Consider the following 23,461-nt stretch of genomic DNA (forward strand, 5'->3'; position numbering starts at 1 on the left):
TTAAAAATAATTATTCGCTCAGCTTGCGCATGATCGCCGCAAATTCATCGAGCTTGACGGTCTGCTGCTCGCCGGTGGCCATCGTTTTCACCGTAATTTCGCCGCGGGTCAGCTCGTCTTCGCCGAGAATGGCGACATAATGAGCTTGATACCGGTCGGCTGATTTCATCTGAGCCTTAATTTTGCGGCCCAAGTAATCTTTCTCCGCCTTTAATCCCGCTTGGCGCAGCTCATGCAGCAAACGGGGCAGCTCTTTCTCCGCCTGCTCGCCGAGCCCGACCAGATAGACGTCGAGCGGCCTCGCTACCGGGATCTCGGCTCCTTGCGCCTGCAGCACCAGCAGCGTGCGTTCGAGGCCCAGGCCCAGGCCGACGCCCGGCTGATCCGTGCCGCCGATCTGGCCGACGAGTCCGTTGTAGCGGCCCCCTCCGCCGATCGTGTCAATGGCGCCGATGCCGGCCGCCTTGTATTCGAAAGCGGTATGCGTATAATAGTCCAGTCCCCGCACAAGGCGCGGATTAATGCGGAACGGGATGCTCATCGCCTTAAGATAATCCTGAACCGCCTGGAAGTGGACGCTGCATTCCTCGTCCAAATATTCCAGAATGGTCGGCGCGCCTTCGCCGTATTTCTGGTCGATCTTGCAATCGAGAATCCGCATCGGATTGCGGTCGAAGCGCGATTGACAGTCTTTGCACAGCTTCTCCTTCACCGGGGCGAAAAATTGCTGAATCTTCTCACGATAGACGGCCCGCACGGCGGGATTGCCGACGGAGTTAATCTCCACCGTCACGTCCTTGATGCCGACCTCGCTGTAGAATGTATACCCCAGCGCGATCACTTCCGCATCCATACTCGGATCGGCCGAACCGAACGCTTCCACGCCGAACTGATGCAGCTGGCGGTATCTTCCCGCCTGCGGCTGCTCGTAGCGGAACATCGGCCCGATGTAGTACAGCTTGCTGACGTCCGGCTCGCCGTACAGCTTGTTCTCTACATAGGCGCGAACGACGCCCGCCGTTCCTTCCGGACGCAGCGAGATGCTGCGGTTGCCCTTATCCAGGAACGTGTACATTTCTTTCTCCACGATGTCTGTCGTCTCTCCGACTCCCCGCTGGAAAAGCTCGGTGTGCTCGAAGATCGGTGTGCGGATTTCGCGGTAATTGAATCTTTGGCACAGTTCTCTGGCCTTGCTCTCTACGTACTGCCATTTCTCGACTTCGCCGGGAAGCAAATCCTGCGTTCCCTTAGGCTTTTGAATATTCATCTATAGCCACTCCTTTCATTGACTTCCAGAAATCCGGCTGAACAACGAACAAATCCCCCCAAAAGCCATCCATGCCGCCGACGCGGCACCACAGACAATGGAAATGGGGTACCAAGAGTAATTTCCAGGGTAGTGACGTGATGCTCTGAAGCTTATTCCGTCCGCATCCAGCCTAAGCTGGATCGCCGTCTAACCTTCCTCTGAGATCGTTCTATGGGTAGACTTTACTTTCGGGGGAGAACCCGGATATCCACAGGAAATTGCTGCGCATCATTTCCTAAACAACTAAAAAATCTCCCGCCCCCGGCGCTCAAAGCCAGGGACGAGAGACTCGGTTCACGATATCTTCCCGCGGTACCACCCACGATTCGAGTCCGCCACGATATCCTTAATCATATCGTTGGAAGACTCACACTCATGCGGTTAACGCCCGCTCTACGCGAAGCAGCTACTGCACGGACAATCGGTCCGCGGTTCCCTGCCTGTCCTCGGGGAGGTCTGTTCATTCGATTCGCATAAGGAAGCTTGCAGCCTGGACTTCCCTCTCTGACTATGCGGGCTTTCGAATTACTTTGTCCCGTCAACGGATCAAGTATCACTTCATGGATTCTTTGCACTATTGTAATATCGAAATTTGACAAAGTCAAGCCAATTTCGCCGTCGGAACGGCACGATCGTCCAATCCCGCTTATTTTGCCGGTTTTACCTTTTTGTATACGTCGTTAATAAGCATGTACGTATCGCCGTTGGTCAGCTCCTGCTTTTTGCCGATGCCGTCGACGGTTTGCTTGTTCAGATAGCCTTTGGCTTGCAGTGCGCTAAGCGCCTCTCCTTGCGAAGCGTCCAGCTTCAAGAGCGCCGCGATCATAGCGGCGGCTGTATCCAGGCTGAGCGGCTGCTTGTCCGGCTCCTTCTGACCTGCAATCGGCGCCGCCGGATTGCCTGCCAGAGCTTCTGGGTTAAACTTGCGCATGCCGTTCAGCAGATTGACCATCCGCTGCTCGTTCGATGCGCCGTCCAAATTGAATTCGTTTTTGTACCCGCCAGTCGCCAAACCGAGACTGACCGCCGTCTTCAAGCCTTCGTAAGATTTATTCTCCATGAACGGAGCCGGCTTGAGCGAGTAAGGCTTCAGTTCCATTCCCTGCTTGTTCAGCGTATCCTGCAGCTTCGCTATCGTCTCCTTCGATGCCGACATTTGACGGAACGTCATGTTCTGCTCTATCGCCAGCTTGGCGGCCGCGCCGGCCGCCTCACCTTCGGCCATGCCAACCGGGATGACCCTCGCACTGCCGTGCGGCAGCGTGTCATAGCTCGCCGCTCTGCCGACAACGAGCAGTCCGTCCACCTTCAGCGGCACGATGCTGCGAAACGGTATCGCATATTTGTCCGGATCGATGACGACGGCTCCGTTATCGGCCGGGCTTGTCCGCTGGATATCGACCGGATAGCCGCCGAAGGCGATGCGATCCCATTGGTCGCGGTTTTCGAGCAAATCGATGATCGACAGCCGGTACTCGCCGACCATATGTCTCGATTCGCGCACATACAGCTCGGGAGCGATGCCGTCAAGCTCGACGCCTTCAAAGTCGGGGTAGCTTTTTTTAAGATATTCCAGCACGTGAGGCAGCTCGTCCTTGGCGATCTGTTGCGCTTCCTGCTTAGACTTCGGATCGAACGGATCGACACCGAAAATTTGCAGCGCGTTCACCAGCATCGTATTATCGTTCTGTCTGCCGCCGTTCAGGCCGCGCATTCTGACGCGCTCCTTGTTGACAGCAGGATAATTCTGCATCTTGTCGAAGCCCCACAGGCTCATTGCGTTGATGCCGTACTTCTGCTGACCCTTGTCTTCATCGGCAATCGTCTTGGCGAACTGCTTCCAACGCTCCGGAGTAATATTCGTCAGACGGAATACCGCCGTCACCGCCATCCGGCTCTTCACATCGCCCAAGTCTTCTCTGCCGTGAGTAAACTGCACGCCGGCCGCGTCTCCGATATCTCCGTCCTGGGTTGCATCGATAACCGCCTTCGCTTGAATCGACAGCTTCGTACCGTCCGCTTTGGTGACGGTCACACCGGTAACGGTTGTCGTATCCGCCGATTTGGCGACAGTCGGCTCAATGGATTTGGCCTGCATCAGCAAGTCGATGTTTTTCTCTTTGGCGACCATTGTGTAAAAAGCATTGGCCGCCGTCGTAATATCGAAGGAATCGCCCTCGATTTTGCCGTACCATTCGCCGAAAATACCTTTATTCATAATCTCCGGGGTACCGAGCACCCCTTTGGCAGGTTCATAGTTCATATCGATGCTGTTCAGCCAGCCTTCCGTCATCAGACCGCCGAGCACGGTACGGTCTTTGCCGTCGACCAGCAGCGTCTTCATCCCGTTGCGCGCCGCGGAAATGGCCGCAGCCACACCCTCCGGATCGGTGCCGACGACGACGACATCATAGCTGCTTTTAATATCCTTGGACGATTTGACTTCCATTAACGCCTGCTGCTTCGATTTGCCGTTTCCGGGCGAAGCCCCCTTTTTCATTGTGAACATATAGACCGCAGCCCCTACGGCAGCCACCAAGACCAGAGCGATGATTGCTAACAGCCACCCCCTGGCATTGCCGGTCGAATAACCTGCTTTCCCCATTACGCACCTCTCAAGCTATTTTTTTTGAAGCTGTTGCCGAATTGTATGCAACGATGATCCAACTACTATATACGGACCAATCATGGCAAATGTTTCAATTCGTTTGCGCCGCCCGTGCGGCTTGAAACAAAACTAGACTAAGTGTAACATAACCGCGGCGGCTTGGAAAAGAAACAGGCCCCGTGGGAACCTTGATCCCGCAGGGCCTGCCGTATTTTATCGAAATGTTTTGCGGTGCTGCCTCTTCAACTGCTCGCTGACGGAAGAATAGCCTGCGGACAGCTCGTTATCGCACAGCGCCGCGGCAATCATGCCGAGCGATTCCTCCACGCTGCAAAATAACAGCTGCTGCTCCGGTTGAACGGCCGCTTTTTCTTTGCCGGATTGATGCATAAAGTATGATCTCCTTGTACAGGCGAAAGTAGCGAACTCTTACTGCTAGTTTGTCCAAATCCGCTAAAACCTAACCGTTCAAAGAGTCATTATGCCGCAGGCCACCTATGCTTGCTCGGCGGCGTCACAAAAGTCTATGATTTGCTTTCAATGATGAGAGTGACCGGTCCGTCGTTAATAAGCGATACGTCCATCATCGCGCCGAAGATTCCCGTTGCCACCTGGAGGCCGTGCCCCGAAGCAGCTCGTTGAATTTATCGTAGAGAGGCTTTGCCTGCTCGGGACGCGCCGCGGCCATGAAATTCGGCCGTTTGCCCTTGCGGCAATCGCCGTATAACGTAAACTGCGATACGGACAATATTTGTCCTCCGACATCAAGTACGGAATGGTTCATCTTCTCCGTGTCGTCTTCAAAAATACGCAAGCCGGCGATTTTATCCGCAGCGAATTTGGCGTCCTGCTCCGTATCCTCATGGGTAATGCCCACTAATAGGACAAGCCCGCGGGCGATCGCCCCGACGACTTGTCCGTCCACTGTAACCTGCGCCTGCTTGCTGCGCTGTACGACAATTCTCATATTGCATGACCCTCTATTCCTAATAATGACCGGCGTCCGCTTGTGCAGGCGCGGTCAGGATTGCATCATCCGGTGTACCGAGTACACATCCTTGACGCGCTTGATTTTCTCGACGACCGCATACAGATGCTCGATATTGCGTATTAAAATCGTCATGTGAATAATCGCTACCTTGTTTTTGTCCGATCTAGCCGATACGGCGGAGATAACGGTCTTGCTCTCCGAAACCGCCTGCAGCACTTCATTGACGAGACCGAGCCGGTCATGGCCCGTAATCTCGATTTCCACATTGTAGTTGGCTTCGACGGAATCCGCCCATTCGACCTCGATAACGCGGTTTCCTTCATCCCCGTTGTCGGCGCCCGGAATGTTCGTACAGTCGGCGCGGTGTACGGAGACGCCTCGTCCGCGGGTAATATATCCGATGATCTGATCACCGGGAACCGGGTTGCAGCAGCGAGCGAATCGCACAAGCAGGTTGTCCACTCCTTTGACGCGAACGCCGTGAGTCGGCCTTCCTTTGCGTTCCCCTGCCGCTTTGATTTCCTTGACCTCTTTGGTGAGCTGCATCGCCTGCTGCTGTGCTTCCTCCTGCTGCTTGCGCAGCTTCTCGGTCAGCCGGGTTACGATCTGCGCCGCCGTAATGCCGCTGAAGCCGACGGCCGAGTACATATCCTCGATTTCATTGAAGTTGAACTTTTTGGCGACCTCCATCAGCTCGTCGTCCTTCATCAGCGTCGGAGGGTCAATCCCTAGGCGACGCAGCTCCCGCTCGATGGCGTCCTTGCCCTTCTCCACATTCTCTTCGCGCTTTTCTTTCTTGAACCATTGGCGAATTTTGCTGCGGGCATGCGAAGACTGCGCCAGCTTGATCCAATCCTGACTCGGTCCGTACGAATGCTTGGACGTCAATATTTCGATTATATCGCCCGTCTTCAACCGATGATCGAGTGGCACGATGCGTCCGTTCACCTTGGCCCCGATCGTGCGATTGCCGACCTCCGTATGAATCCGGTAAGCAAAATCAAGAGGCACCGAGCCTGCGGGCAGCTCGATAACCTCCCCCTTCGGGGTAAAGACGAACACCAAATCCGAGAAGAAGTCCATCTTCAGCGATTCGACGAACTCCGACGCGTCCTGAGCCTCGTGCTGCAGCTCCAAAATTTCGCGGAACCAGTTCATCCTGTCGCCGAAGCCTCCGGAAGGAACCATGCTGCCTTCCTTGTATGCCCAGTGGGCCGCGATCCCGTACTCGGATGTCTTGTGCATATCGAACGTGCGAATCTGCACCTCCAGCGGCTCTCCCTTCGGGCCAATGACCGTCGTATGCAGAGACTGGTACATATTGGGCTTCGGCATCGCGATGTAATCCTTGAACCGGCCGGGCATCGGCTTCCACAGCGTATGAATGATGCCCAGCGTCGCGTAGCAATCCTTGATATTATCGACGATAATCCGCAGCGCCAGCAGATCGTAGATTTCATTGAACTGCTTGTTGCGAGCGGTCATTTTTTTATAAATGCTGTAAATATGTTTCGGACGGCCGGATACGTCGTTGTCGATGCCCATCTCGGACAGTTTCTCGGTGACGGTGGCGATAACATCCTCGATGTACTTCTCGCGCTCTGCCCGCTTCTTTTGCATGAGATTGACAATGCGGTAATATTGCTGCGGGTTCAGGTAGCGCAGCGCGATGTCCTCCATCTCCCACTTGATCGCCGAGATCCCCAGACGATGAGCGATCGGACAAAATATCTCCAGCGTCTCGTACGCGATCCGCCGCTGCGCTTCCTCCGATTGATGCTTGAGCGTGCGCATATTATGAAGACGGTCAGCCAGCTTGATCAGAATGACGCGGATATCTTGCGCCATCGCGACAAACATTTTCCGGTAGTTTTCGTTTTGCTGCTCTTCCTTCGTTTTAAACTTGATTTTCTCGAGCTTGGTCAAGCCGTCCACCAGCATGGCACAGGTTTTCCCGAATTTCTCTTCAACGGTTTGCAAAGAAACGGTTGTATCCTCAACCACGTCATGGAGCAGTGCGGCAATGATCGAAGTCGTATCCATCTGCATGTTGACGAGGATTTCGGCAACGGCGAGAGGATGCAGTATATAGGGCTCCCCCGACTTGCGAACCTGGCCCGAATGAGCCTGTTCAGCGAACTCGTAGGCTTCTCTTATACGCTTGAGATCATTTTCCTTTACATAGCCGGACGCCTTCTCAAGAAGCTGTTCAATGCCCATTCGTTTATCCATTCCCTTAAATCGATTTTAATACATTATGCCTTTGAAATAGGCTCTGCGTCAACTTATTTGCGCCATTTCGACAAACTTTGTCGAAAGATTTTTACCGCTTTTGCCGCCTAAGCTTCCACATCTTGCATTTTTATAGCTTTTTAAGAGATTCCAGAATAATTTTCCGCCGTTCCTTAATATAATTGCGGATCAGTTCCGGCTCTCCGTCGAAGACGCCGTGCGACCATTTTCGCGTCGAATCCCGGTATATATGGGGCGCGATTTGTTCGTGTATCTGCAGGACGACGGGAGCGATGTTCCGCACCGTGAAATGCCGCTTCAGCACGGAGCGCAGCACGGCTTTATACTGTGCGCGGACGCTCGGAAACGATAGCAGCTTGCGGGTGAGCTGATTGTATCCCTGGACCCGGACCAGTCGGCTGCTGCATTTTTTGCCGTAGCAGTTGCGTCCCCACGTGCCTTCGTAATCCCATGGAATGATCCGGTACCGGCGCTTGCTCCGGTGCAAGTAGACGGCGTAATTTTGATCGAATCCGTCGTAGTTTCCCGTACAGACCGCGCCGGCGAGCCATTTTACATAATTGTCGATGTCCACCCGCTGCTTCAAGTATCGACTTAATTGCTTCCCCTTAAGCGTATTAAGCTTCAAAATAAACGATTTCCAGCGGATGCGGTCGGATTCGCTCCCCATCTTCAGCTCATAACCGCGAAATAAGGACGATTTCGGCTGCCGGGACTCCGGGTTTGACAACTTAAAATTGGCAAAATCGTTCACGGCATAAAACAACGCTTGCACCGCGATGCCGCGCCGCTCGAAAAAATGACGGTCCACTCCTTCAATCTCCAGGTACACCCCGAGGCTTTGCCCGTTAAGGCTAAGCAAGCAATGCCGGGTGCGGGGACTCGGAACGCCGATCCATTCGAAAAATCGGAACGAAAGCGCATTGCGGAGCATGGAGGGATCGTCATACTCGGCATTGTAATGATAAGTTTTCCCTCCGCGTACGACCTCGTACGATTTTTTCGGATAATCCCGGGTATGCCCTCCGCGATAGCGCAGCTTTACAGGCTCTCTCTTTCCTTGGACAACCATAAAGGCGCTTGCGTACTTTTCGCTCCATACGTTTTTTTGCAGCGATGAATGTTCTTGTTCGCCAATCTCGATAGACCGGGTAGGCAATTCCATGGCACCGTGCCGCCTTTCTCTAAGAAAAGCAAAAAGCCTATCAACGAATATTGATAGACTTTTTGACGTATTTCACCTTATGCTGCGGCCTCTTTGGCCGGCACGGCGCTTGTTCCCATGGCCGGCGAAAGCTGCGCGCGGGTTTTATTGCTCTTCGCCGTTGCCTAGAACGCCGCCCGGCTGAAGGTTGGAATACCAACCCCGGTTCCAGCAAGGATCGCATCCCCAGCGGTTCCCCAAAGGATGATTACCCCTTGTCCGATCTCCGCCGATGTGGTTCCCCCCGGTTCTGCTGCCGATCGTCCGTTCATCTCCGATATGATCGCCTCTCGTGCGGTTGCCGATTGTCCGGCCTTCCCCGAGACGATCGCCCCCTATGCTGCGACCTCTTCTGTGCCCGCATTCGTTCGCGTCCCCTCTGGAACGTCTGCATCTTGGGCGGGTTCCGCATCTGCAAACCCTTCTGGTGCCTCTGCGCCTGCGGCGGCCGCAGCGGCATCTGCATCCGGATATAGCTGCCATGCCAAACTACCTCCTCTATCATTGGGATAGTTTAGTCTATGACTAGCGGACGGCAAATGAAATAGACAATAGTTTGCAAGAAGAAAATATACGGATTTCCTTGTCCAAACGTCCCGGAAGTTTAGAAATCGAAGCGGAAATCTTCATCCTGCAGCGGTTCTACGCGGCTAGCGCGGACATATCCGTTCCCTTTTTTGGAAAAAAAGTCATGCTGCTTCGTGTGCGTGCTGATGCCGTTAAATACGATCGGATTGACCTCTTCGTCCGGAAATGCCGGATCGAGTCCGAGATTCATCAACGCTTTGTTGCCGTTGTAACGAACGAACGTCTTCACTTCTTCGGCAAGCCCGACGGCCGTATACAGCTCATCCGTGTAAGCTTCCTCATTCTGGTGGAGGAAATACAGCAGGCCGTACAGCGCCTCCCGCGCTTCTTCCCTCTCGTCCGGAGTCAGTCTGGCATACACTTCCTGGGCCAGCATGCCGACATAGAGACCGTGAATGCTCTCATCCCGCAAAATCAGGTCGATGATCTCGCCGCTGCTCGTCATTTTTCCTTGACCGGCCAAGTATAACGGATAGAAAAATCCGCTGTAGAACAAGTAGCTCTCCAACAGCACCGAAGCCGCCATGGCAAGATACAGCTGCTTCTCGGAGCGGATGTTCTCGTAATACTGCGAAATGGTTTCCGCCTTCGTTTGCAGCATAGGATGACGCTCTACCCATTGAAAGACGTCGTCGATCTCCTCGTTGGTCGCCAGCGTCGTAAAAATGCTGCTGTACGACTTGGCGTGAATCTGCTCCATCATACCCATGAAGCCGAGCACGGCTTTGCGCTGCAGTCCATCGACATGCTCCAAAATTTTGGGCATGCCGATGCCTCCTTGCACCGTATCGAGCAAAGTCAGCCCGCCGAGCACTTTCATATACAGCTCCTGCTCGGTCGGACTCAGCGTCAGCCACGACATCTTATCGTCCGACAGCGGAATCTCCTCGTCGGTCCAAAATTGCATAATGTTCTGGTTCCAGAACATCGCCGTGAAATCGTCATCCGGCCGGTTCCAGTTGACGGCTTTATGCGGCCTGGTCGTTTGTTCGTTCATTCCGTGATTCCCCCTTGCAAATGTCCGCTCATCTTGATCATACGGAGCAGCTGATGCATTCTTCCACCGTCAGGCGATTTGTCCTCGTATAGTAGAGCGACTTGAGCCCTTTGCGGGCCGCGTAAATATAGTAGCGCGCCAAATCTCTCGTCGTCACGTCGCTATTGACGTGAAGAACGGTGGAAATGCCCTGGTCGACGTGCTGCTGAATTTCCGCGATCAGATCGATCACCTTGAACTGGTTCATATTATAAGCCGATTTGTAGTAAAACACATTGTCTCTGGACAAAAACGGCATCGGGTAATAGGTCGTCGAGTTAGCGTATGTGCGCGTCTCGATCTGCTGAACGATCGGCATGACGCTCGACGTGGCGTTTTGGATATACGATATGCTCTGGGTCGGCGCGATCGCAAGACGATAAGCATGGTACATACCGTGCTTCGCCACCTTTTCCTTCAATTCAAGCCAATCTGCGGGCGACGGCAGCGTCATCCCTTCGAACAGCTGACCGATGCGGTCGGAAACCGGACGATAGTCGGTATTCGTATATCGGTCGAAGTAGGCCCCCGTCGCATAATCGGAACGCTCGAAGCCTTCGAAGGTTATGCCGCGTTCGCGGGCGATCTCCATGCTTTTCTCGATCGAGTAATAATTGACCGCCATAAAGAAAGCGCGAGCGAATTCTTGGGCCGCATCGCTTTCGTACGTAATATGGTTTTTCGACAAATAGCCGTGCAGGTTCATCGCGCCGAGACCGACCGAATGCAGCTCGCGGTTCGCCTTGACCACGCCGGGAGCATTGGCTACCGTCGTCATGTCGCTGACCGCCGTCAGCGCGATCATGCCTTCGTGGACGGACTCGCGGATTTTGCGCTGCTCCATCACGTTGACGATATTGAGCGAGGCCAGATTACAGCAGATGTCCCGGCGAATGATGTCCTGCTGTCCGTAATCGCCGATCTCCGATGTCTCCTGCAGCTGGAAAATTTCCGTGCACAGGTTGGACATTTTGATGCTGCCGAGCGCCTTCAGCGCATGCTGCCGGTTCGCGTTCGTTTTGTTCATCATGTACGGGTATCCCGATTCGAGCTGAATGGCGGCAATCTTCACCAGCATGTCGCGCGCCGACATAATTACCTTTTTGTTTACGCGCTCGTCGGCAAGCAGCTTATCGTACATGTCGTCCATATCCATATCGTCGAGATGCCGGCCGTAGGCGCGGAACACCGAATAAGGAGCGAACACGTGAAGCGGCTCGTTGCGCTCCGCCAGCTCGTAAAACTTGCCGGGCACGATCAAGCCTATGGACAGCGTCTTGAGACGGCTTTTCTCGTCGGCATTGATTTTTTTGCTGTCGAGAAGCTCCATGACGTCCCAGCCGAAAATATTGTAATAGGCCGCTCCCGACCCTTTGCGTTGACCCATCTGATCCGCGTAAGAGAAGGCGTCCTCCATCAGCTTCAGCACCGGCATGATGCCCTTGGCCGCCCCTTCCACGCCTTTGATCGGCTCACCGCGCCCGCGCAGCTTGGATAAGTTGACGGCAACGCCGCCTCCGACCTTGGACAGCTGCATGCATGTGGCAAGCGTATAATTGATCGCGTTCAGCGAATCGTCCACTTCCAGCAGGAAGCACGAAACCATCTCGCCACGGCGGCTCTTGCCCGCGTTCAAGAACGTCGGCGTGGCCGGCTGAAGCCGCTGTTCCATCATCGACGCCGCCAGCGTCAATGCCGTCGCCGCATCGCCCTGCGCAAGATGCAGGGCGACGATCGACACGCGGTCCGGATAATGCTCCAGATAACGGGAGTGATCGTTGCTCTTCAACGCATAATCCGTATAAAATTTCGAGGCCGCCATATACGAGGAAAACCGGAAATTGTAGCCGTGCGTCAGCTTGTAAACTTCCTCGACCTCCTGCTCGGTGTACTGCTCGTACACATTCTCGTAGTAGTTAAGGGCGATCATTTGCTTTACTTTATCGGTATGGGAGAGGAACGTTTGGCTTTTGGCAAATACCTCTTCCATAAATGCGTCCACCGCTTCCCGGTCCATATCCAGCCGGAAGAAGCCGTCGTCTTCCCGTCTCATCAACTGATTGTTTAATTCAATATGACGCAACCGCGCTCATCTCCTTCATGAATTGCTCTACATCGCGGGACGTGCCCGATAATTCGAATTTGGTCAGCACCGGTACGCCGTACATGCGGGCGATCCGGTCCGCGCTGACGGCAAAGTTGTTCCCCCAATTGCGGTTGCCGCTTGCCGATACGCCGGCCAGGCGGCGATAGTTGCGCTTCAGGAAATGAAGCACCTTCTCAGGAGGCTGGCCGAAACCGGTCGTGTAGGTGACGAGCACAAACGGTTCGTCAATCGTCATATTCTCCTCGATTTTGACCGAGGGCACATTCAGCTTGCCGACGAACCGTTCCACATTGCCGGTTTTGGAGTCGTAAGCAATCAGCATATCGGTGTTCTCCTCTCCTGTTTCCGAACCTATCAAAATTTCTGATAGATTGGCGCCATATCAAAAAAAATCAGCAGGACAAAATCCTGCAAACGTGAAACGCTTCTCTGAAGCCGTTTCTTGAGCAGGAACAAATCCCCCAAAAGCCATCCATGCCGCTACGCGGCACCACAGACAATGGAAATGGGGTACCAAGAGTAATTTCCAGGGTAGTGACGTGATGCTCTGAAGCTTATTCCGTCCGCATCCAGCTTCAGCTGGATCGGCGTCTAACCATTCCGCTGGGATCGTTCTATGGTTAGACATTACTTTCGGGGGAGCCCCCGGATTTCCACAGGAAATTGCCGCGCATAATTTCCTAAACAACAAAAAAAGCGCTTCTTTCGGCGGAAGCCGGATGCGCATTCTGGACGAAAAGCTCTACGGTTAACAATCAACCGTAAGCGTATGTACGTACGAATCCGACACTTCCCTATTCTCCGTAGGTAGTGGCAAACTGATAGGCAGGTCTCCTGACTCGGGAATCCCGGCTTCCTCGCCGCCTTCCCGGAATGCTGATCATCCCAGTGGCTTTTGGCGCGAAGCTCCTCCCTTACAGTGGCGGGACCGTGCCGGAATTGCACCGGACTTCCCTTTTAAGCTTAACGCTTCAAACAAGCGAAAAGCACCGATCAGCACAATATATAGAATGCAGAATTAAATGTACCTCAATATATTGTGATTGTCAATGATACATTTGTCCCACTCTGCACAAAACCGGACGCAATCTTTCGCCGCCCCGCTCCCGGCAAGGCGAAGAAGCCTTATGGCAAAAGGAGAGCCGGGGTTCATGCTGCTTGCTCCTGAACGCGGTCGTTCGTCCTTGCAAGGCTTCGCTATAAACTGCTTATAGAAATGCGGTAAAAACGCCGATCGCGCCATGCGGAAAATGCCGGTTGAAATCCGGGGACAAGGGCGAACGCCGACGCTTCCGCAGCCGGTTTCCGCTTGCTTCGTCTTTTTCGGCAGCGGGCTTCCGGCATCTAGCGGTTTAACTCCCAAGCGATGCGCAAGCCTTCGAGCACAAGATCCGGATGCGTGTGCTGGATCGTCCGCGACTCGGGCGAGATCAGCTCCGACAAGCCCCCCGAGGCGACCACCGTAAAAGGCAGTCCCGTCTCTTCCTTCATTCTGGTCACGATCCCGTCGACCTGCCCGGCGATTCCGTTCACAATGCCGTACATCATGCTGGACGACGTATCATGGCTAAGCCCCCTCTCGGGGCTAGTAATATTCACCGAAGGCAGCTGGGCCGTATTTTGGTACAGCGCCTCGGCCGATATAAATCCGCCGGGCAAAATCGCTCCGCCGAGAAATTGCTTTTTGTCGTCCACGACATTGATCGTCGTCGCCGTTCCGAGACCGATCACAATGACGGGCGCGCCATAAAACTGAAGGGCCGCTATCGCGCTGGCGATCCGGTCCGATCCGACCTGCGCGGGATGATCGGTTTTGATGGTGAGACCGGTTTTGATCCCGGGTCCGAATACAAGCGGCTCCAATCCCAGATGACGACGGGAAACTTCGCGCAGCGCCGCCAATAGGAACGGTACGACCGTGCTGATCACGACGCCTCCCAAAGCGGAATAATCGAACCGGCTCCGGACAAACAACTGGCGCAGCACGATCCACAGCTCTTCCGCAGTCATATCGCGCTGCGTAGTGATTCTCCAAAATTGGTTCAGGCTCGTCCCGCCGTAAACCGCCAGCTTCATATTCGTGTTGCCGACGTCGATGACTAGTATGTTTTCCTGCATCGCTCATTCTCCTGTGTCCAACATGTCATTGCTATTATAAACAATTCGAAGAGTCACCGCTACAAGGCGAAGCGGAATTTTATTTTAACCTGCCGGCGGACAGGCCGAAAACCTTTACGGCGCGCGGTATGAAACGCATGACGGAAGGTTACATTGATTTTATAGGGAGTGTGTTTATTCGCCTAAATTCGACGCCGCCATGTTCATTTTCGCCGTAATGTAGTAAAATAACATCAATTTATGTCTATTAGTTAGGAGATTTTGCGATGAGCAGAGAACAAGATTCGACATTGCTGTTACGAAGGCTGTTGGCCATGAGCAGACAGCTGAAGCGAGCGATACAGCAGATTAATAAAAACCCCTATCTTAATCACTCGACGATTTCGGTCATCTTCCAGCTGGAGCAGCAATCCATGAAAATGAACGATATCGCCGACTATTTGTGCATTACGCTGGGAGCGGCGACCAGTCTTGTCGATAAGCTGGAACGGCAGCAGTTCGTAGAACGAATCCGTTCCCAAGAAGATCGCCGCATTATTTATGTGCAGATGACACAGGCCGGCAAAGAAAAGATGTGCAATTTGCGCAAGCAAATTTTTAACGAAGCCGAAGTGATCTTTCATCAGGCGTCCGAAGAGGATATCCGGCAGTACATCGAATTTGCCGATAAAATGGAAAGCTTGTTAAGCGCTTACAACGACAACGCTGAAAAAAACAATTGAATCACGAGCTCCTTAAAGTGGAAAATGACGTTTGTTGAAACCGCTGTCATTGGCGAACAACCATCAGTGTCGGATATATCCGAAAAGCCGCAGACAAAAGGCCGCTTCCTCCCGGCAAGGCGTTAGCCAAGCTGGGGGAAACGGCCTGTCCGACGCAGCGCTTGTCAAGCGCCGGCAGCAGTCATCATTGCGATGCAAACCGGCTCGGAGACGGCGATCCGATGGCCGGTCCACTCCAGCTTCCCGTCCTCCTCGCGGCGGCGGAAAACCGTAATATCGTCCGACTCCTGGTTGGCGGCAAGCAAATATTGCCCGCCCGGAGTTACCGCGAAATTGCGCGGCGTCCGTCCGCGGGTGTGAACGTGCTCCACCAGAGCGAGCAGACCGTCCGCCTCGTTCACCGAGTAAACCGCTATGCTGTCATGCCCGCGATTGGAGCCGTATAGAAACCGTCCGTCCGGAGATAAGTGAAGATCGGCGGACGTATTCGATCCGTCAAAATCGTCCGGCAGCATACTGATCGACTGAAGCGCGGTTAAACTCCCTTCGCTTGTGTCGTAATCGTACACGGCAATCGTACAGTTCAGCTCATTGATCGCATAAATGCGGTTTAGTGCGGGAAGAAACGCCAAATGCCGAGGCCCCGCGCCTTTCTCCGTATCCGCCTCCCCATGAGGCTCAAGCTCGCTGCCGCTGCCGATGCGGTACACGACCAGCTTGTCCCGGCCAAGATCCGGCACGATGGCGTACCGTTCGTTCCAATCGGGAACGATGGAGTGGGGATGCGGCTCCAGCTGCCTGTCCGTCGCCTTGCTCGCTCCTTCATGACGAATCACCTGAGCCGCCGGCCGGATCGATCCCCCCGGTCCGGTCAGAGGAAACCTCGCTATGCTGCCGCCCGAGTAGTTGGCGGCCAGCAAGCTCGGCTCCGCTCCCGCTTGGCTTAAGCTGACGTAGCAAGGATCGCTGCCGCGGGTAAACTGGCGCTCTCCGCGCTCGGACAGCTTCCCGGAAGCGCGGTCGATCGCATAGCAGGCAACGGCTCCTCCCGGCTCGCCGTCCGTTTCTTGAACCTCGCTGACTGCGTACAGCATCTGTCTCTTTGAATCGATCGTCAAGAAAGAAGCGTTGCGAAGCCCCGTCACCTGCTGAACCAGCTCGAACGCTCCCTCGGCCGGATTGCACCGGTACACGGATATACCGGCCGCTTCTTTATGCGTATAGGAGCCTACATACATGAATACGTTGTTGCCGCTTGCCGTTGGCATCAGGATCAGTCCCTTCTACAATCTGTAAAACCGGGCGGCGGTAAGACCGAAAATTTGCTCCCGCTCCGCCTCGGACAAATGCTCCGGCAGCGTCGATTCCAGCAGCCCGTACACTTCGCCGTACTCGGCGGCCAGCAGGCATACCGGCCAATCGCTGCCGTACATGACGCGCTCCGGACCGAAATGTTCGACGACATGCCGCACGTACGGAACGAAATCCGCTTCGCTCCAATTGCGGTGATCCGCCTCCGTCACCATGCCGGACAGCTTGCAGTACACGTTCGGATGCTCTGCGGCTATCGCCGCGATATGCGTTGTCCACGGTTCGGTCTCATGCGCCGAGATGACCGGCTTGGCGATATGATCGATGACCGCGTGCAAATCGGGCAGCAGCTTAAGCAGTTTGCGCGTGTCCTCCAGCTGATGGGTCTTGATCAGCAGATCGACCGGAAAGCGCTCTTGCTCGAAAAATCGCAGCGCTTCCAAAACGGCCGGGCGAAACGCGAATTCCATATCGATGTCCTGGAGCATGACGCGTATTCCTTTGAAAAACGGATTGGCTTTAAACGCCGCGTAATGGTCCCGGAAAGCGGGATCTTCCAGGTCCAGCCAGCCGACCACTCCGGCTATCGTCCGGCTTTGTCCGCAAAGGCTCAGCATAAACTCGGTCTCGGCGAGCGTCGGCGCGGCCTGAACGACGATCGACTTGTCGATGCCGTGAGCCTGCAGATGCTCTTTAAGCTGCGCCGGCAAAAAATCGCGGTACAGCACGGGCGTCTCCGGGGAAAGCCAATCGTAATCCCCGCGGTCCAGCTTCCAGTAATGCTGATGCGCATCAATTCTCAACGTCATTTCCTCCCCATACCGTTAAAATCAAACTTGCTAGTTTCTTCCTCTTCCATGTCTGATGATAATACATGTTCTGCCGTTTCACAACATCCGCATCTCCCCTGCGCTAGTGTAACCAAGGGGCGGCGCCGCCATACGATTCCGGCGTTACGGGACAAGCCATTGCAAAAAGCCGGTTGACAGCGCCGAAGCAGCATGGTATTATTCTCAATAATTTAGTAACGAACAGACCGTGATGGGGAAAGTAGTCAAGGTGGATTATCAAGCGATCCGGGGACGGTGAGAGCCCGGATAGGAAGCCCTGCCGAAAGCCGCCCCGGAGTCGCCCTCTGAATCTTTGAGTAAGAGCAGGCCGGTGATCCCCGTTATAGGATAAGAGTGGACATAATAATGTCAATTTGGGTGGTACCGCGTGAGCTAAGCTCTCGTCCCTTTCCGGGGATGGGAGCTTTTTTTGCTGCTTTAAGAAGCGACGGCAGCGTTCATCTTCTCCTGCGGATAACGACGGACTTGTTCCCCCTTGTTTAGGGAGAACGGTCCCGGAACCTTCCCGTGCGACCGCTGGCGCGGCATCGGCAGAGCCGGTTTCCGCCGCCCCATAGCGCCGCGTCGGATAACCTGGCATCATTATGTCAATTAGGGTGGTAACGCGTGAGCTATGCTCTCGTCCCTTTCCGGGGACGGGAGCTTTTTGTTTTTTCCAAATTTAAGAGAGCTGGTGAACTGTTATGCAATTCAATTGGTCCGAACGCATTTCTCCTACGATCAGAAACATTCCGCCGTCAGGGATTCGCCGTTTTTTTGATATGGCTTCCGAGATGAAAGGCGTTATTTCCCTCGGCGTCGGGGAGCCCGATTTCGTCACGCCGTGGAACATTCGCGAAACCGGGATTTCATCCTTGCGCGACGGTTATACGATGTATACTTCCAACGCGGGCTTGCTGGAGCTAAGGGAAGAAATCGCTCGCCACTTGCACGAGTGGTATAACGTGCGGTACGAGCCGCGCAGCGAAGTGCTCGTTACCGTCGGCGTCAGCGAGGCGGTCGATCTGGCGCTGCGCACGATCATCCACCCCGGAGACGAGGTGCTGATCGCCGAGCCCTGCTATGTTTCCTACTCCCCGTGCACCGTCATGGCGGGAGGCGTGGCCGTGCCTTTGCCTTCCGACGCGGCCAACGAATTCCGGATTACGGCCGAGCAGCTGGAAGCGGCGATAACGCCTCGCACGAAAGCGCTCTTGATCAATTATCCGAACAATCCTACCGGAGCTACGATGCCGCGCGAGGAGCTGCTGAAAATCGCCAAAGTCGTGGAGAAGCACGATTTGATCGTCATCTCCGACGAAGTGTACGATAAGCTGACCTATGTCGGGGAGCATACCTGCTTCGCCGAGCTGCCCGGAATGAGAGACCGGACGATACTGCTGAACGGCTTCTCCAAAGCTTACGCGATGACAGGCTGGAGGCTCGGCTATGCCTGCGGTCATCCGGAGGTCATTGCGGCCATGACCAAGATTCACCAGTACACGATGATCTGCGCGCCTATCACCACGCAGAGAGCGGCTGTCGAAGCGCTGCGCAACGGCACGGAGGAGATGAAGCAGATGGTCGCTTCGTACGATCAGCGCAGACGCCTCGTGCTCAAAGGATTCGAGGAGATCGGCCTCTCCTGCTTCGAACCGAAAGGCGCCTTCTACGCTTTCCCGTCGATTAAGGCTACCGGGATGACCTCGGAGCAGTTCGCCCAGCGGCTGCTGGAATCGAAGAAGGTTGCGGTCGTCCCCGGCAACGTGCTGGGCGAATGCGGCGAAGGGCATATCCGCTGCTCCTACGCCTCCTCGGTGCAGAACTTGACCGAAGCCATCGAACGGATGGGAAGCTTTCTGCACGAGCTGCGGCAGCAAGGAACCGCGATCGTATCCGGCTAAAGGAACGCCCGCTTACGGAGCCTGCCGCCCGGCCGCTGACCGGCCAGGCGGCGCGCTCTGCCCAAGCGAAAACAGCGGCCGTTATTTCCGCCAACGCCAACAATCAGAAGGACTTCCGGGCATATTCGCCCGGAAGTCCTTCCTATCCCTGCCGCCGCAGGGCTACTTCTTCTTCAAGCCGTCGAGCAGCTTGCTTGCTTCTTCGTCCGCCGTCCGCATCATGGTGTTGATGTCCATCTCTCCGGCGGAAAGCTTGTTCAAGTTTTTCGTATAGGTGGCGAGAATCGGAACCTGACTCTCTTCCACGGTTTTATCCGCGATGGCCGGGAACTTATTATAGAAGAACGCGCCGAAATTTTTGCCCTTGAACGCGCTCTCCTGTCCGAGCGCCTTTTGAATCTCTTCGCTTTTCAGCGAGGTCATAATTCCCTTCTTCGCACACTCCATCTGGTATTCGTCGGAGGTCAAATATTTGATGACTTCCATCGCCGCGTCCTTATCTTTGGCCATTTTCGTAATGGCGAAATATCCGGGGTACGACTGCGGGCCGACGCCCGGCGCGTCCGGCATCGTAGGCTCCGAGACGAGATCCCAGTTAAATTTGGACAGCTCTTCTTTCATCACAAGCGGCATTAAAGGGGAAGAAATGAACATGGCCAGCGACTGATCTTTGGCGAATTGATTCAAGTCGAGAATTTTGCCCTTGTTCGCCTGCATCGCCTTCTGATAGACCGGATTTTGCGTCGGCTGCAGCAGCTGCAGCTCCAGAACCTGCTTCCACTTCTCATTCGTAATCGTGGGGCGCATCGCGCTCTTATCGAGGAGCGGAAGCGAGTATTGATTCGTCAGGAACAAATGATTGACCGAAGGCGAAAACCCGGTGTACAAGACGCCGTCCTTCTCCACATTCAGCTTCTTCGCCAGCTCGTCCAGCTCGGTCCAGGTCATGCCGTCCTGCGGATACGGCACGTTCAGCTTGTCGAACAGGTCTTTGTTGTAGAACAGCGCCATGCGCTCGTTATAGACCGGGAGGCCGTAGATCGCGCCGTTGCCGAGCTGCTTCATCGCATCGATTAGGGAAGGCTCGAACCGGCTCAAATCCACCTTATGCTTCTTGATCAGGTCCGACATGTCGTAGCTGAGCTCGTACACCATGTTGCTGGAAGGAAAGGAGCCGATCGAATCCCAATGGATATCGATGCGCGTGCCGGCGTTGATCAGATCGGGCAGATCGCTGCCCTGTGCCCGCTGTATGTATTTGATCGTGTAATTCGGAAATTTTTTGCGGATCGCGTCTCCGTACCGTTCGTTAAAGCTCGCCTCCGAATCGCGGCTCATCGAGTAAAATACGAGCTCGACCGGATCTTTGCTTTCCTTGGCCGATGCGTCCTTGACCTCCTCCGAGTCGCCGGAGCCCGAGCCCGATCCGCCGCTGCATGCGCTTCCAATCAGGCTTACAGCGGATAATAAGGCTAACGTGCTCGCCGTTTTCCATTTCATATGGCGTAATTCCCCTCTCTTTTTATTCCTTTTCATGAAAAATATGACATACAAAGCCGGGACAAATCCCCCAAAAGCCATCCATGCCGCTACGCGGCACCACAGACAATGGAAATGGGGTAACAAGAGTAATTTCCAGGGTAGTGACGTGATGCTCTGAAGCTTATTCCGTCCGCATCCAGCTTCAGCTGGATCGGCGTCTAACCATTCCGCTGGGATCGTTCTATGGGTAGGGTAGACTTTCCTTTCGGGGGAGCCCCCGGATTTCCACAGGAGATGGCTGCGCATCATTTCCTAAACAAGCACAAAGGCCCGATCACGGATGTGATGCGAGCTTTGCGCTTTATTCGGCTGTCCATCCGGCATCATCCGGCAGGCTTAGTCCGATCCGGCCGCCGCTTCCGCTTGCGCAAGAGACGGTCCGATCAGTTCCAGGCATACGATGGCGTTGAGCGACCATTGGGATACCGTATTCGTGGCGATCCAGGGAATTTCCCGGATCGGGCGGATATAACCGAGCTCGTCTACCGCTTGCGCACTATGGCCCAAATGAACATTGCCGACCTCGTCGTTCAGCAGGATCGACCAAGCCAGCTGCGCCAAAGCGGCATCCTGATTGCGGGACGCGGCATAGGCGGCGATGCCGGTAGAGAACATCGGCCAGGAATACCCTCCCTTGCCCAGTCCGCCGACAAGCTTCTCCTCCTTCACCTCTCTCGGCAAATTGTAAAATTCGCCGATCTCCGCCAGCATGCTTTCCCATTCGGGGTCCTTGAGCATGAGGGCCAATTCCATCCATACTTGCGGGCCGCCCATGCAGATCGCCAGATGGCCGCCGGCGTTGTTGCCCATGTCGTACAGCTTGCCGGTTTTCGGATCGTAGCCGTGCACCGCGAGGTTTTTCATCCGATTCGGCATCTTCTTCAAGCTTTCGATGCCTACCAGCAGCTTGTCGCGGTAAGAAGTATCCTCATAACGCTCCCAGCGAGTCATCCAGTTGGAGCTGAAAGCCGCCCAATCCGGACCTACGCGGGCATGGGTCGGGTATTCGTCCTTCGGGAAGTAGTACCGCATCGGGTCCAGATGAACCGTCGTATAATCCGAATCGGTCACTTCGTCCATAATGTCGCCGATCCGCTCGTCCGCGGTCAAATAATAGTAGAAACGGTGAAGCCCGGCCATGCCGATCCGCGCTTCCTTGCAGCCGCAGCCCCAGTGAACGACGTTATGCCGGGAGCCGAGGCCGGCGTATTCGCCGAAGTGATAGACGTCGACTTCGCTCGTATGGCGCGTCATCGCCTCGGCCAAGCGGAATATATCCTCGCGTCCGGAACGGAGGAACATGTACCACAGCCACATATTCGGCACGAGCTCGGTATTTTGCCAAGCGCAGCCGCCGATATCGTAGCGCCACGTATGGCGGGTCGGATCGTAGCTGTGCATAACGTCGCCGTAGTCCCAGAAGCCGTACCAGCGGCGCTGCTCGATTTCTTCCTTGTAGAACTCGATCGCCGCGTCCAGCTGGTCTTCCAGCCGCGCGTGAGCGGATGTGCTGCGGTTCGGAAGACTCCAGATGCCGAAGGCTCGGGCTTCATAATAATGCTCGGGGCGGCATACGAGCAGAGACGGGGATTGGCATTCGAGCGCCGCCGCATGAAGCTCGGCATGGCTCGGCGTCCGTTCGTAGCAGCCGATCGCCAGCTCGCTCGTATTCGCTATGCCGTACGGCGTGCTGCGCATCTCGTCGAAGCCTTCGTACGACGATTGCAGATGAGTCGTCGTATCGTAATGACGCAAATCCATCGGCTCGGCGTCCGGCGACCAGAACCACGCCGTCAGCTCCGCCTCTTCCTTGGACGTATGATGAAGCTCCAGCGAGGAAGGATACTTCTTCCAGAAATTGCGCACGCCGACGCTCAAGCCGCCGTTCTCGCCCCCGGCGTAGGCGGTGCCGAGCGAGCGATGTCCGAACGCCGCGCGAATCCAAGCGCAGCCCTCCTGCGTTCGCTTCGTAATAGTATACGAATCGGCCGAGCTTTGCACGAGCTTGAAGTCGTCCCATACGGCCGACTCCTCAATAAGCCCGATGAAGCGCTCGTCCTCTTCGGGATCGAAGCTGACCGGTTCTCCGGCGGTCTGGCGGCGGAACAATTCCTCGTATTTGCCGGACGTACGGATCGTCATCAAATGCTTCGGCGATTCGGCGAAGATCCCGGCATCTCCGGTGAACCGGACGTGACGGTTGTACAGCGGCCCGTTCATCGGCACCTTGAACGTCATGCCGAGCCCTTTGATAAAATCCATATGCGGGTTGCCGTCGAACTTGAACGTGTGGATAGCTTTGATCGTAGGCTGTCCCGCATAGAAATAGAGCCGCAGCGAGAACGGCAGCCATTCCCGCACGCCGGCGTGAAGCTTATGGTTGCCCTCGATCCGCACGACGGCGCGCACCGGACCGCTCTGTTCGACTGCGACGCTCGAGATGACGCTGGAGAACGGATGCTCCTTCCTCGTCACCACGCCCGATGTCGCATAGCGCTCCTCGCGGATGCAGAGGAGCCGGCCGCCGGTGCAGACAAGCGAGCCGCCGCGTTGAATCGAGCGGATCAGCGACGAGCCTTCGCGGTTCAACCGGCAGACGATGCTGCCGGTATCGACGACCACCTCATCGTCCGAGGACGTCACCTTAACGCCTGCCGCCGCGGCGGGCGCGCCTTTGCTCAAATAATACGCATCCGAACGCTCTCCGGCGATAGACGCCGCATGCGCGGACCATTTCACGCTGCCGTCGGGCCAATAAGCCGTCGGCCAGCTTTGCACAGGCACCGCTTCTCCGCCGGCTCCCGTAAGAGCAAGCGGTTCGTCGCGCTGCAGCTGCCCTTCCGCCCACGGTATCCCCCAGGTCACTCCCAGCCCGTCGGCGGCATGACCTTTCGTTCCCAGCCATTTCAGCTCTATACGATCGGTTTGTACGCTCATC

At 55.2% G+C, this 23,461-nt stretch carries 15 protein-coding genes, 1 pseudogene, 1 riboswitch and 1 other annotated feature; of the genes and pseudogenes, 2 read left to right on the forward strand and 14 right to left on the reverse strand.

Going from position 1 to position 23,461, the window contains the following annotated elements; genetic code table 11:
- Nucleotides 1-10 precede the first annotated feature (10 nt).
- From hisS to SK3146_RS08645, 10 genes and pseudogenes are all read right to left on the reverse strand, one after another.
- The gene (gene hisS, locus SK3146_RS08600; protein ID WP_249864687.1) at nt 11-1,267 is read right to left on the reverse strand and encodes a histidine--tRNA ligase; all 1,257 of its coding nucleotides are present in this window, start codon (nt 1,265-1,267) and stop codon (nt 11-13) included.
- Between the two features lie 688 nt (nt 1,268-1,955).
- Nucleotides 1,956-3,914, reverse strand: a complete 1,959-nt coding sequence (locus SK3146_RS08605; RefSeq protein ID WP_249864688.1) for an FAD-dependent oxidoreductase — start codon at nt 3,912-3,914, stop codon at nt 1,956-1,958.
- Between the two features lie 216 nt (nt 3,915-4,130).
- The gene (locus tag SK3146_RS08610) at nt 4,131-4,307 is read right to left on the reverse strand and encodes a hypothetical protein (protein WP_249864689.1); all 177 of its coding nucleotides are present in this window, start codon (nt 4,305-4,307) and stop codon (nt 4,131-4,133) included.
- Nucleotides 4,308-4,441: 134 nt separating this feature from the next.
- Nucleotides 4,442-4,884: pseudogene (dtd, locus tag SK3146_RS08615) on the reverse strand (D-aminoacyl-tRNA deacylase).
- 54 nt (nt 4,885-4,938) lie between these two features.
- The gene (locus tag SK3146_RS08620; protein ID WP_249866234.1) at nt 4,939-7,128 is read right to left on the reverse strand and encodes a RelA/SpoT family protein; all 2,190 of its coding nucleotides are present in this window, start codon (nt 7,126-7,128) and stop codon (nt 4,939-4,941) included.
- A 142-nt stretch (nt 7,129-7,270) separates the two neighbouring features.
- The gene (locus SK3146_RS08625) at nt 7,271-8,326 is read right to left on the reverse strand and encodes a CotH kinase family protein (protein ID WP_249864690.1); all 1,056 of its coding nucleotides are present in this window, start codon (nt 8,324-8,326) and stop codon (nt 7,271-7,273) included.
- A 643-nt stretch (nt 8,327-8,969) separates the two neighbouring features.
- Nucleotides 8,970-9,950 (reverse strand): class 1b ribonucleoside-diphosphate reductase subunit beta, encoded by a 981-nt coding sequence (gene nrdF / locus SK3146_RS08630; RefSeq protein WP_249864691.1) that lies wholly within the window; start codon nt 9,948-9,950, stop codon nt 8,970-8,972.
- Between the two features lie 37 nt (nt 9,951-9,987).
- Entirely contained in the window at nt 9,988-12,072 is a 2,085-nt protein-coding gene (gene nrdE / locus SK3146_RS08635; RefSeq protein WP_249864692.1) for a class 1b ribonucleoside-diphosphate reductase subunit alpha, read from the reverse strand.
- Nucleotides 12,059-12,418 (reverse strand): class Ib ribonucleoside-diphosphate reductase assembly flavoprotein NrdI, encoded by a 360-nt coding sequence (nrdI, locus tag SK3146_RS08640; protein WP_249864693.1) that lies wholly within the window; start codon nt 12,416-12,418, stop codon nt 12,059-12,061. The genes nrdE and nrdI overlap by 14 nt, the downstream gene beginning before the upstream one ends.
- A 485-nt stretch (nt 12,419-12,903) precedes the next feature.
- Nucleotides 12,904-13,105, reverse strand: a riboswitch (cobalamin riboswitch).
- A 335-nt stretch (nt 13,106-13,440) separates the two neighbouring features.
- Nucleotides 13,441-14,214, reverse strand: a complete 774-nt coding sequence (locus tag SK3146_RS08645; RefSeq protein ID WP_249864694.1) for a type III pantothenate kinase — start codon at nt 14,212-14,214, stop codon at nt 13,441-13,443.
- A 266-nt stretch (nt 14,215-14,480) separates the two neighbouring features.
- Between SK3146_RS08645 and SK3146_RS08650 the strand changes: the two genes are divergently transcribed.
- Complete coding sequence (locus SK3146_RS08650) at nt 14,481-14,936, forward strand: MarR family winged helix-turn-helix transcriptional regulator (RefSeq protein ID WP_249864695.1); 456 nt, start codon at nt 14,481-14,483, stop codon at nt 14,934-14,936.
- A 164-nt stretch (nt 14,937-15,100) separates the two neighbouring features.
- On the opposite strand, the gene SK3146_RS08655 is transcribed toward SK3146_RS08650, so the two are convergent.
- Nucleotides 15,101-16,204 carry a lactonase family protein gene (locus tag SK3146_RS08655; RefSeq protein ID WP_249864696.1) on the reverse strand — a complete coding sequence of 368 codons (1,104 nt, stop codon included), beginning with the start codon at nt 16,202-16,204 and terminating at the stop codon, nt 15,101-15,103.
- Nucleotides 16,205-16,219: 15 nt separating this feature from the next.
- Complete coding sequence (locus SK3146_RS08660) at nt 16,220-17,056, reverse strand: amidohydrolase family protein (protein WP_349655198.1); 837 nt, start codon at nt 17,054-17,056, stop codon at nt 16,220-16,222.
- Nucleotides 17,057-17,276: 220 nt separating this feature from the next.
- Nucleotides 17,277-17,489: a binding site (T-box leader), on the forward strand.
- A 292-nt stretch (nt 17,490-17,781) separates the two neighbouring features.
- Here SK3146_RS08660 and SK3146_RS08665 point away from each other — a divergent pair.
- Nucleotides 17,782-18,981: an aminotransferase class I/II-fold pyridoxal phosphate-dependent enzyme gene (locus SK3146_RS08665; protein ID WP_249864698.1), complete on the forward strand. Its 1,200-nt coding sequence runs from the start codon at nt 17,782-17,784 to the stop codon at nt 18,979-18,981.
- A gap of 162 nt (nt 18,982-19,143) precedes the next feature.
- Here the strand turns inward: SK3146_RS08665 and SK3146_RS08670 are convergent, their stop codons facing one another.
- Together SK3146_RS08670 and SK3146_RS08675 are read right to left on the reverse strand one after the other, a co-directional pair.
- Nucleotides 19,144-20,481 carry an ABC transporter substrate-binding protein gene (locus SK3146_RS08670; RefSeq protein ID WP_249864699.1) on the reverse strand — a complete coding sequence of 446 codons (1,338 nt, stop codon included), beginning with the start codon at nt 20,479-20,481 and terminating at the stop codon, nt 19,144-19,146.
- 378 nt (nt 20,482-20,859) lie between these two features.
- Nucleotides 20,860-23,460 carry an exo-rhamnogalacturonan lyase family protein gene (locus tag SK3146_RS08675; RefSeq protein WP_249864700.1) on the reverse strand — a complete coding sequence of 867 codons (2,601 nt, stop codon included), beginning with the start codon at nt 23,458-23,460 and terminating at the stop codon, nt 20,860-20,862.
- Nucleotide 23,461 lies beyond the last annotated feature (1 nt).

Source organism: Paenibacillus konkukensis (genome assembly GCF_023523925.1).
Classification (GTDB): domain Bacteria; phylum Bacillota; class Bacilli; order Paenibacillales; family NBRC-103111; genus Paenibacillus_S; species Paenibacillus_S doosanensis.

Coding starts and splice junctions, on each gene's coding strand:
- hisS (WP_249864687.1), bottom strand. CDS start 1,267: ATGAATATTCAAAAGCCTAAGGGAACGCAGGATTTGCTTCCCGGCGAA.
- SK3146_RS08605 (WP_249864688.1), bottom strand. CDS start 3,914: ATGGGGAAAGCAGGTTATTCGACCGGCAATGCCAGGGGGTGGCTGTTA.
- SK3146_RS08610 (WP_249864689.1), bottom strand. CDS start 4,307: ATGCATCAATCCGGCAAAGAAAAAGCGGCCGTTCAACCGGAGCAGCAG.
- SK3146_RS08620 (WP_249866234.1), bottom strand. CDS start 7,128: ATGGGCATTGAACAGCTTCTTGAGAAGGCGTCCGGCTATGTAAAGGAA.
- SK3146_RS08625 (WP_249864690.1), bottom strand. CDS start 8,326: ATGGAATTGCCTACCCGGTCTATCGAGATTGGCGAACAAGAACATTCA.
- nrdF (WP_249864691.1), bottom strand. CDS start 9,950: ATGAACGAACAAACGACCAGGCCGCATAAAGCCGTCAACTGGAACCGG.
- nrdI (WP_249864693.1), bottom strand. CDS start 12,418: ATGCTGATTGCTTACGACTCCAAAACCGGCAATGTGGAACGGTTCGTC.
- SK3146_RS08645 (WP_249864694.1), bottom strand. CDS start 14,214: ATGCAGGAAAACATACTAGTCATCGACGTCGGCAACACGAATATGAAG.
- SK3146_RS08650 (WP_249864695.1), top strand. CDS start 14,481: ATGAGCAGAGAACAAGATTCGACATTGCTGTTACGAAGGCTGTTGGCC.
- SK3146_RS08655 (WP_249864696.1), bottom strand. CDS start 16,204: ATGCCAACGGCAAGCGGCAACAACGTATTCATGTATGTAGGCTCCTAT.
- SK3146_RS08660 (WP_349655198.1), bottom strand. CDS start 17,056: ATGACGTTGAGAATTGATGCGCATCAGCATTACTGGAAGCTGGACCGC.
- SK3146_RS08665 (WP_249864698.1), top strand. CDS start 17,782: ATGCAATTCAATTGGTCCGAACGCATTTCTCCTACGATCAGAAACATT.
- SK3146_RS08670 (WP_249864699.1), bottom strand. CDS start 20,481: ATGAAATGGAAAACGGCGAGCACGTTAGCCTTATTATCCGCTGTAAGC.
- SK3146_RS08675 (WP_249864700.1), bottom strand. CDS start 23,460: ATGAGCGTACAAACCGATCGTATAGAGCTGAAATGGCTGGGAACGAAA.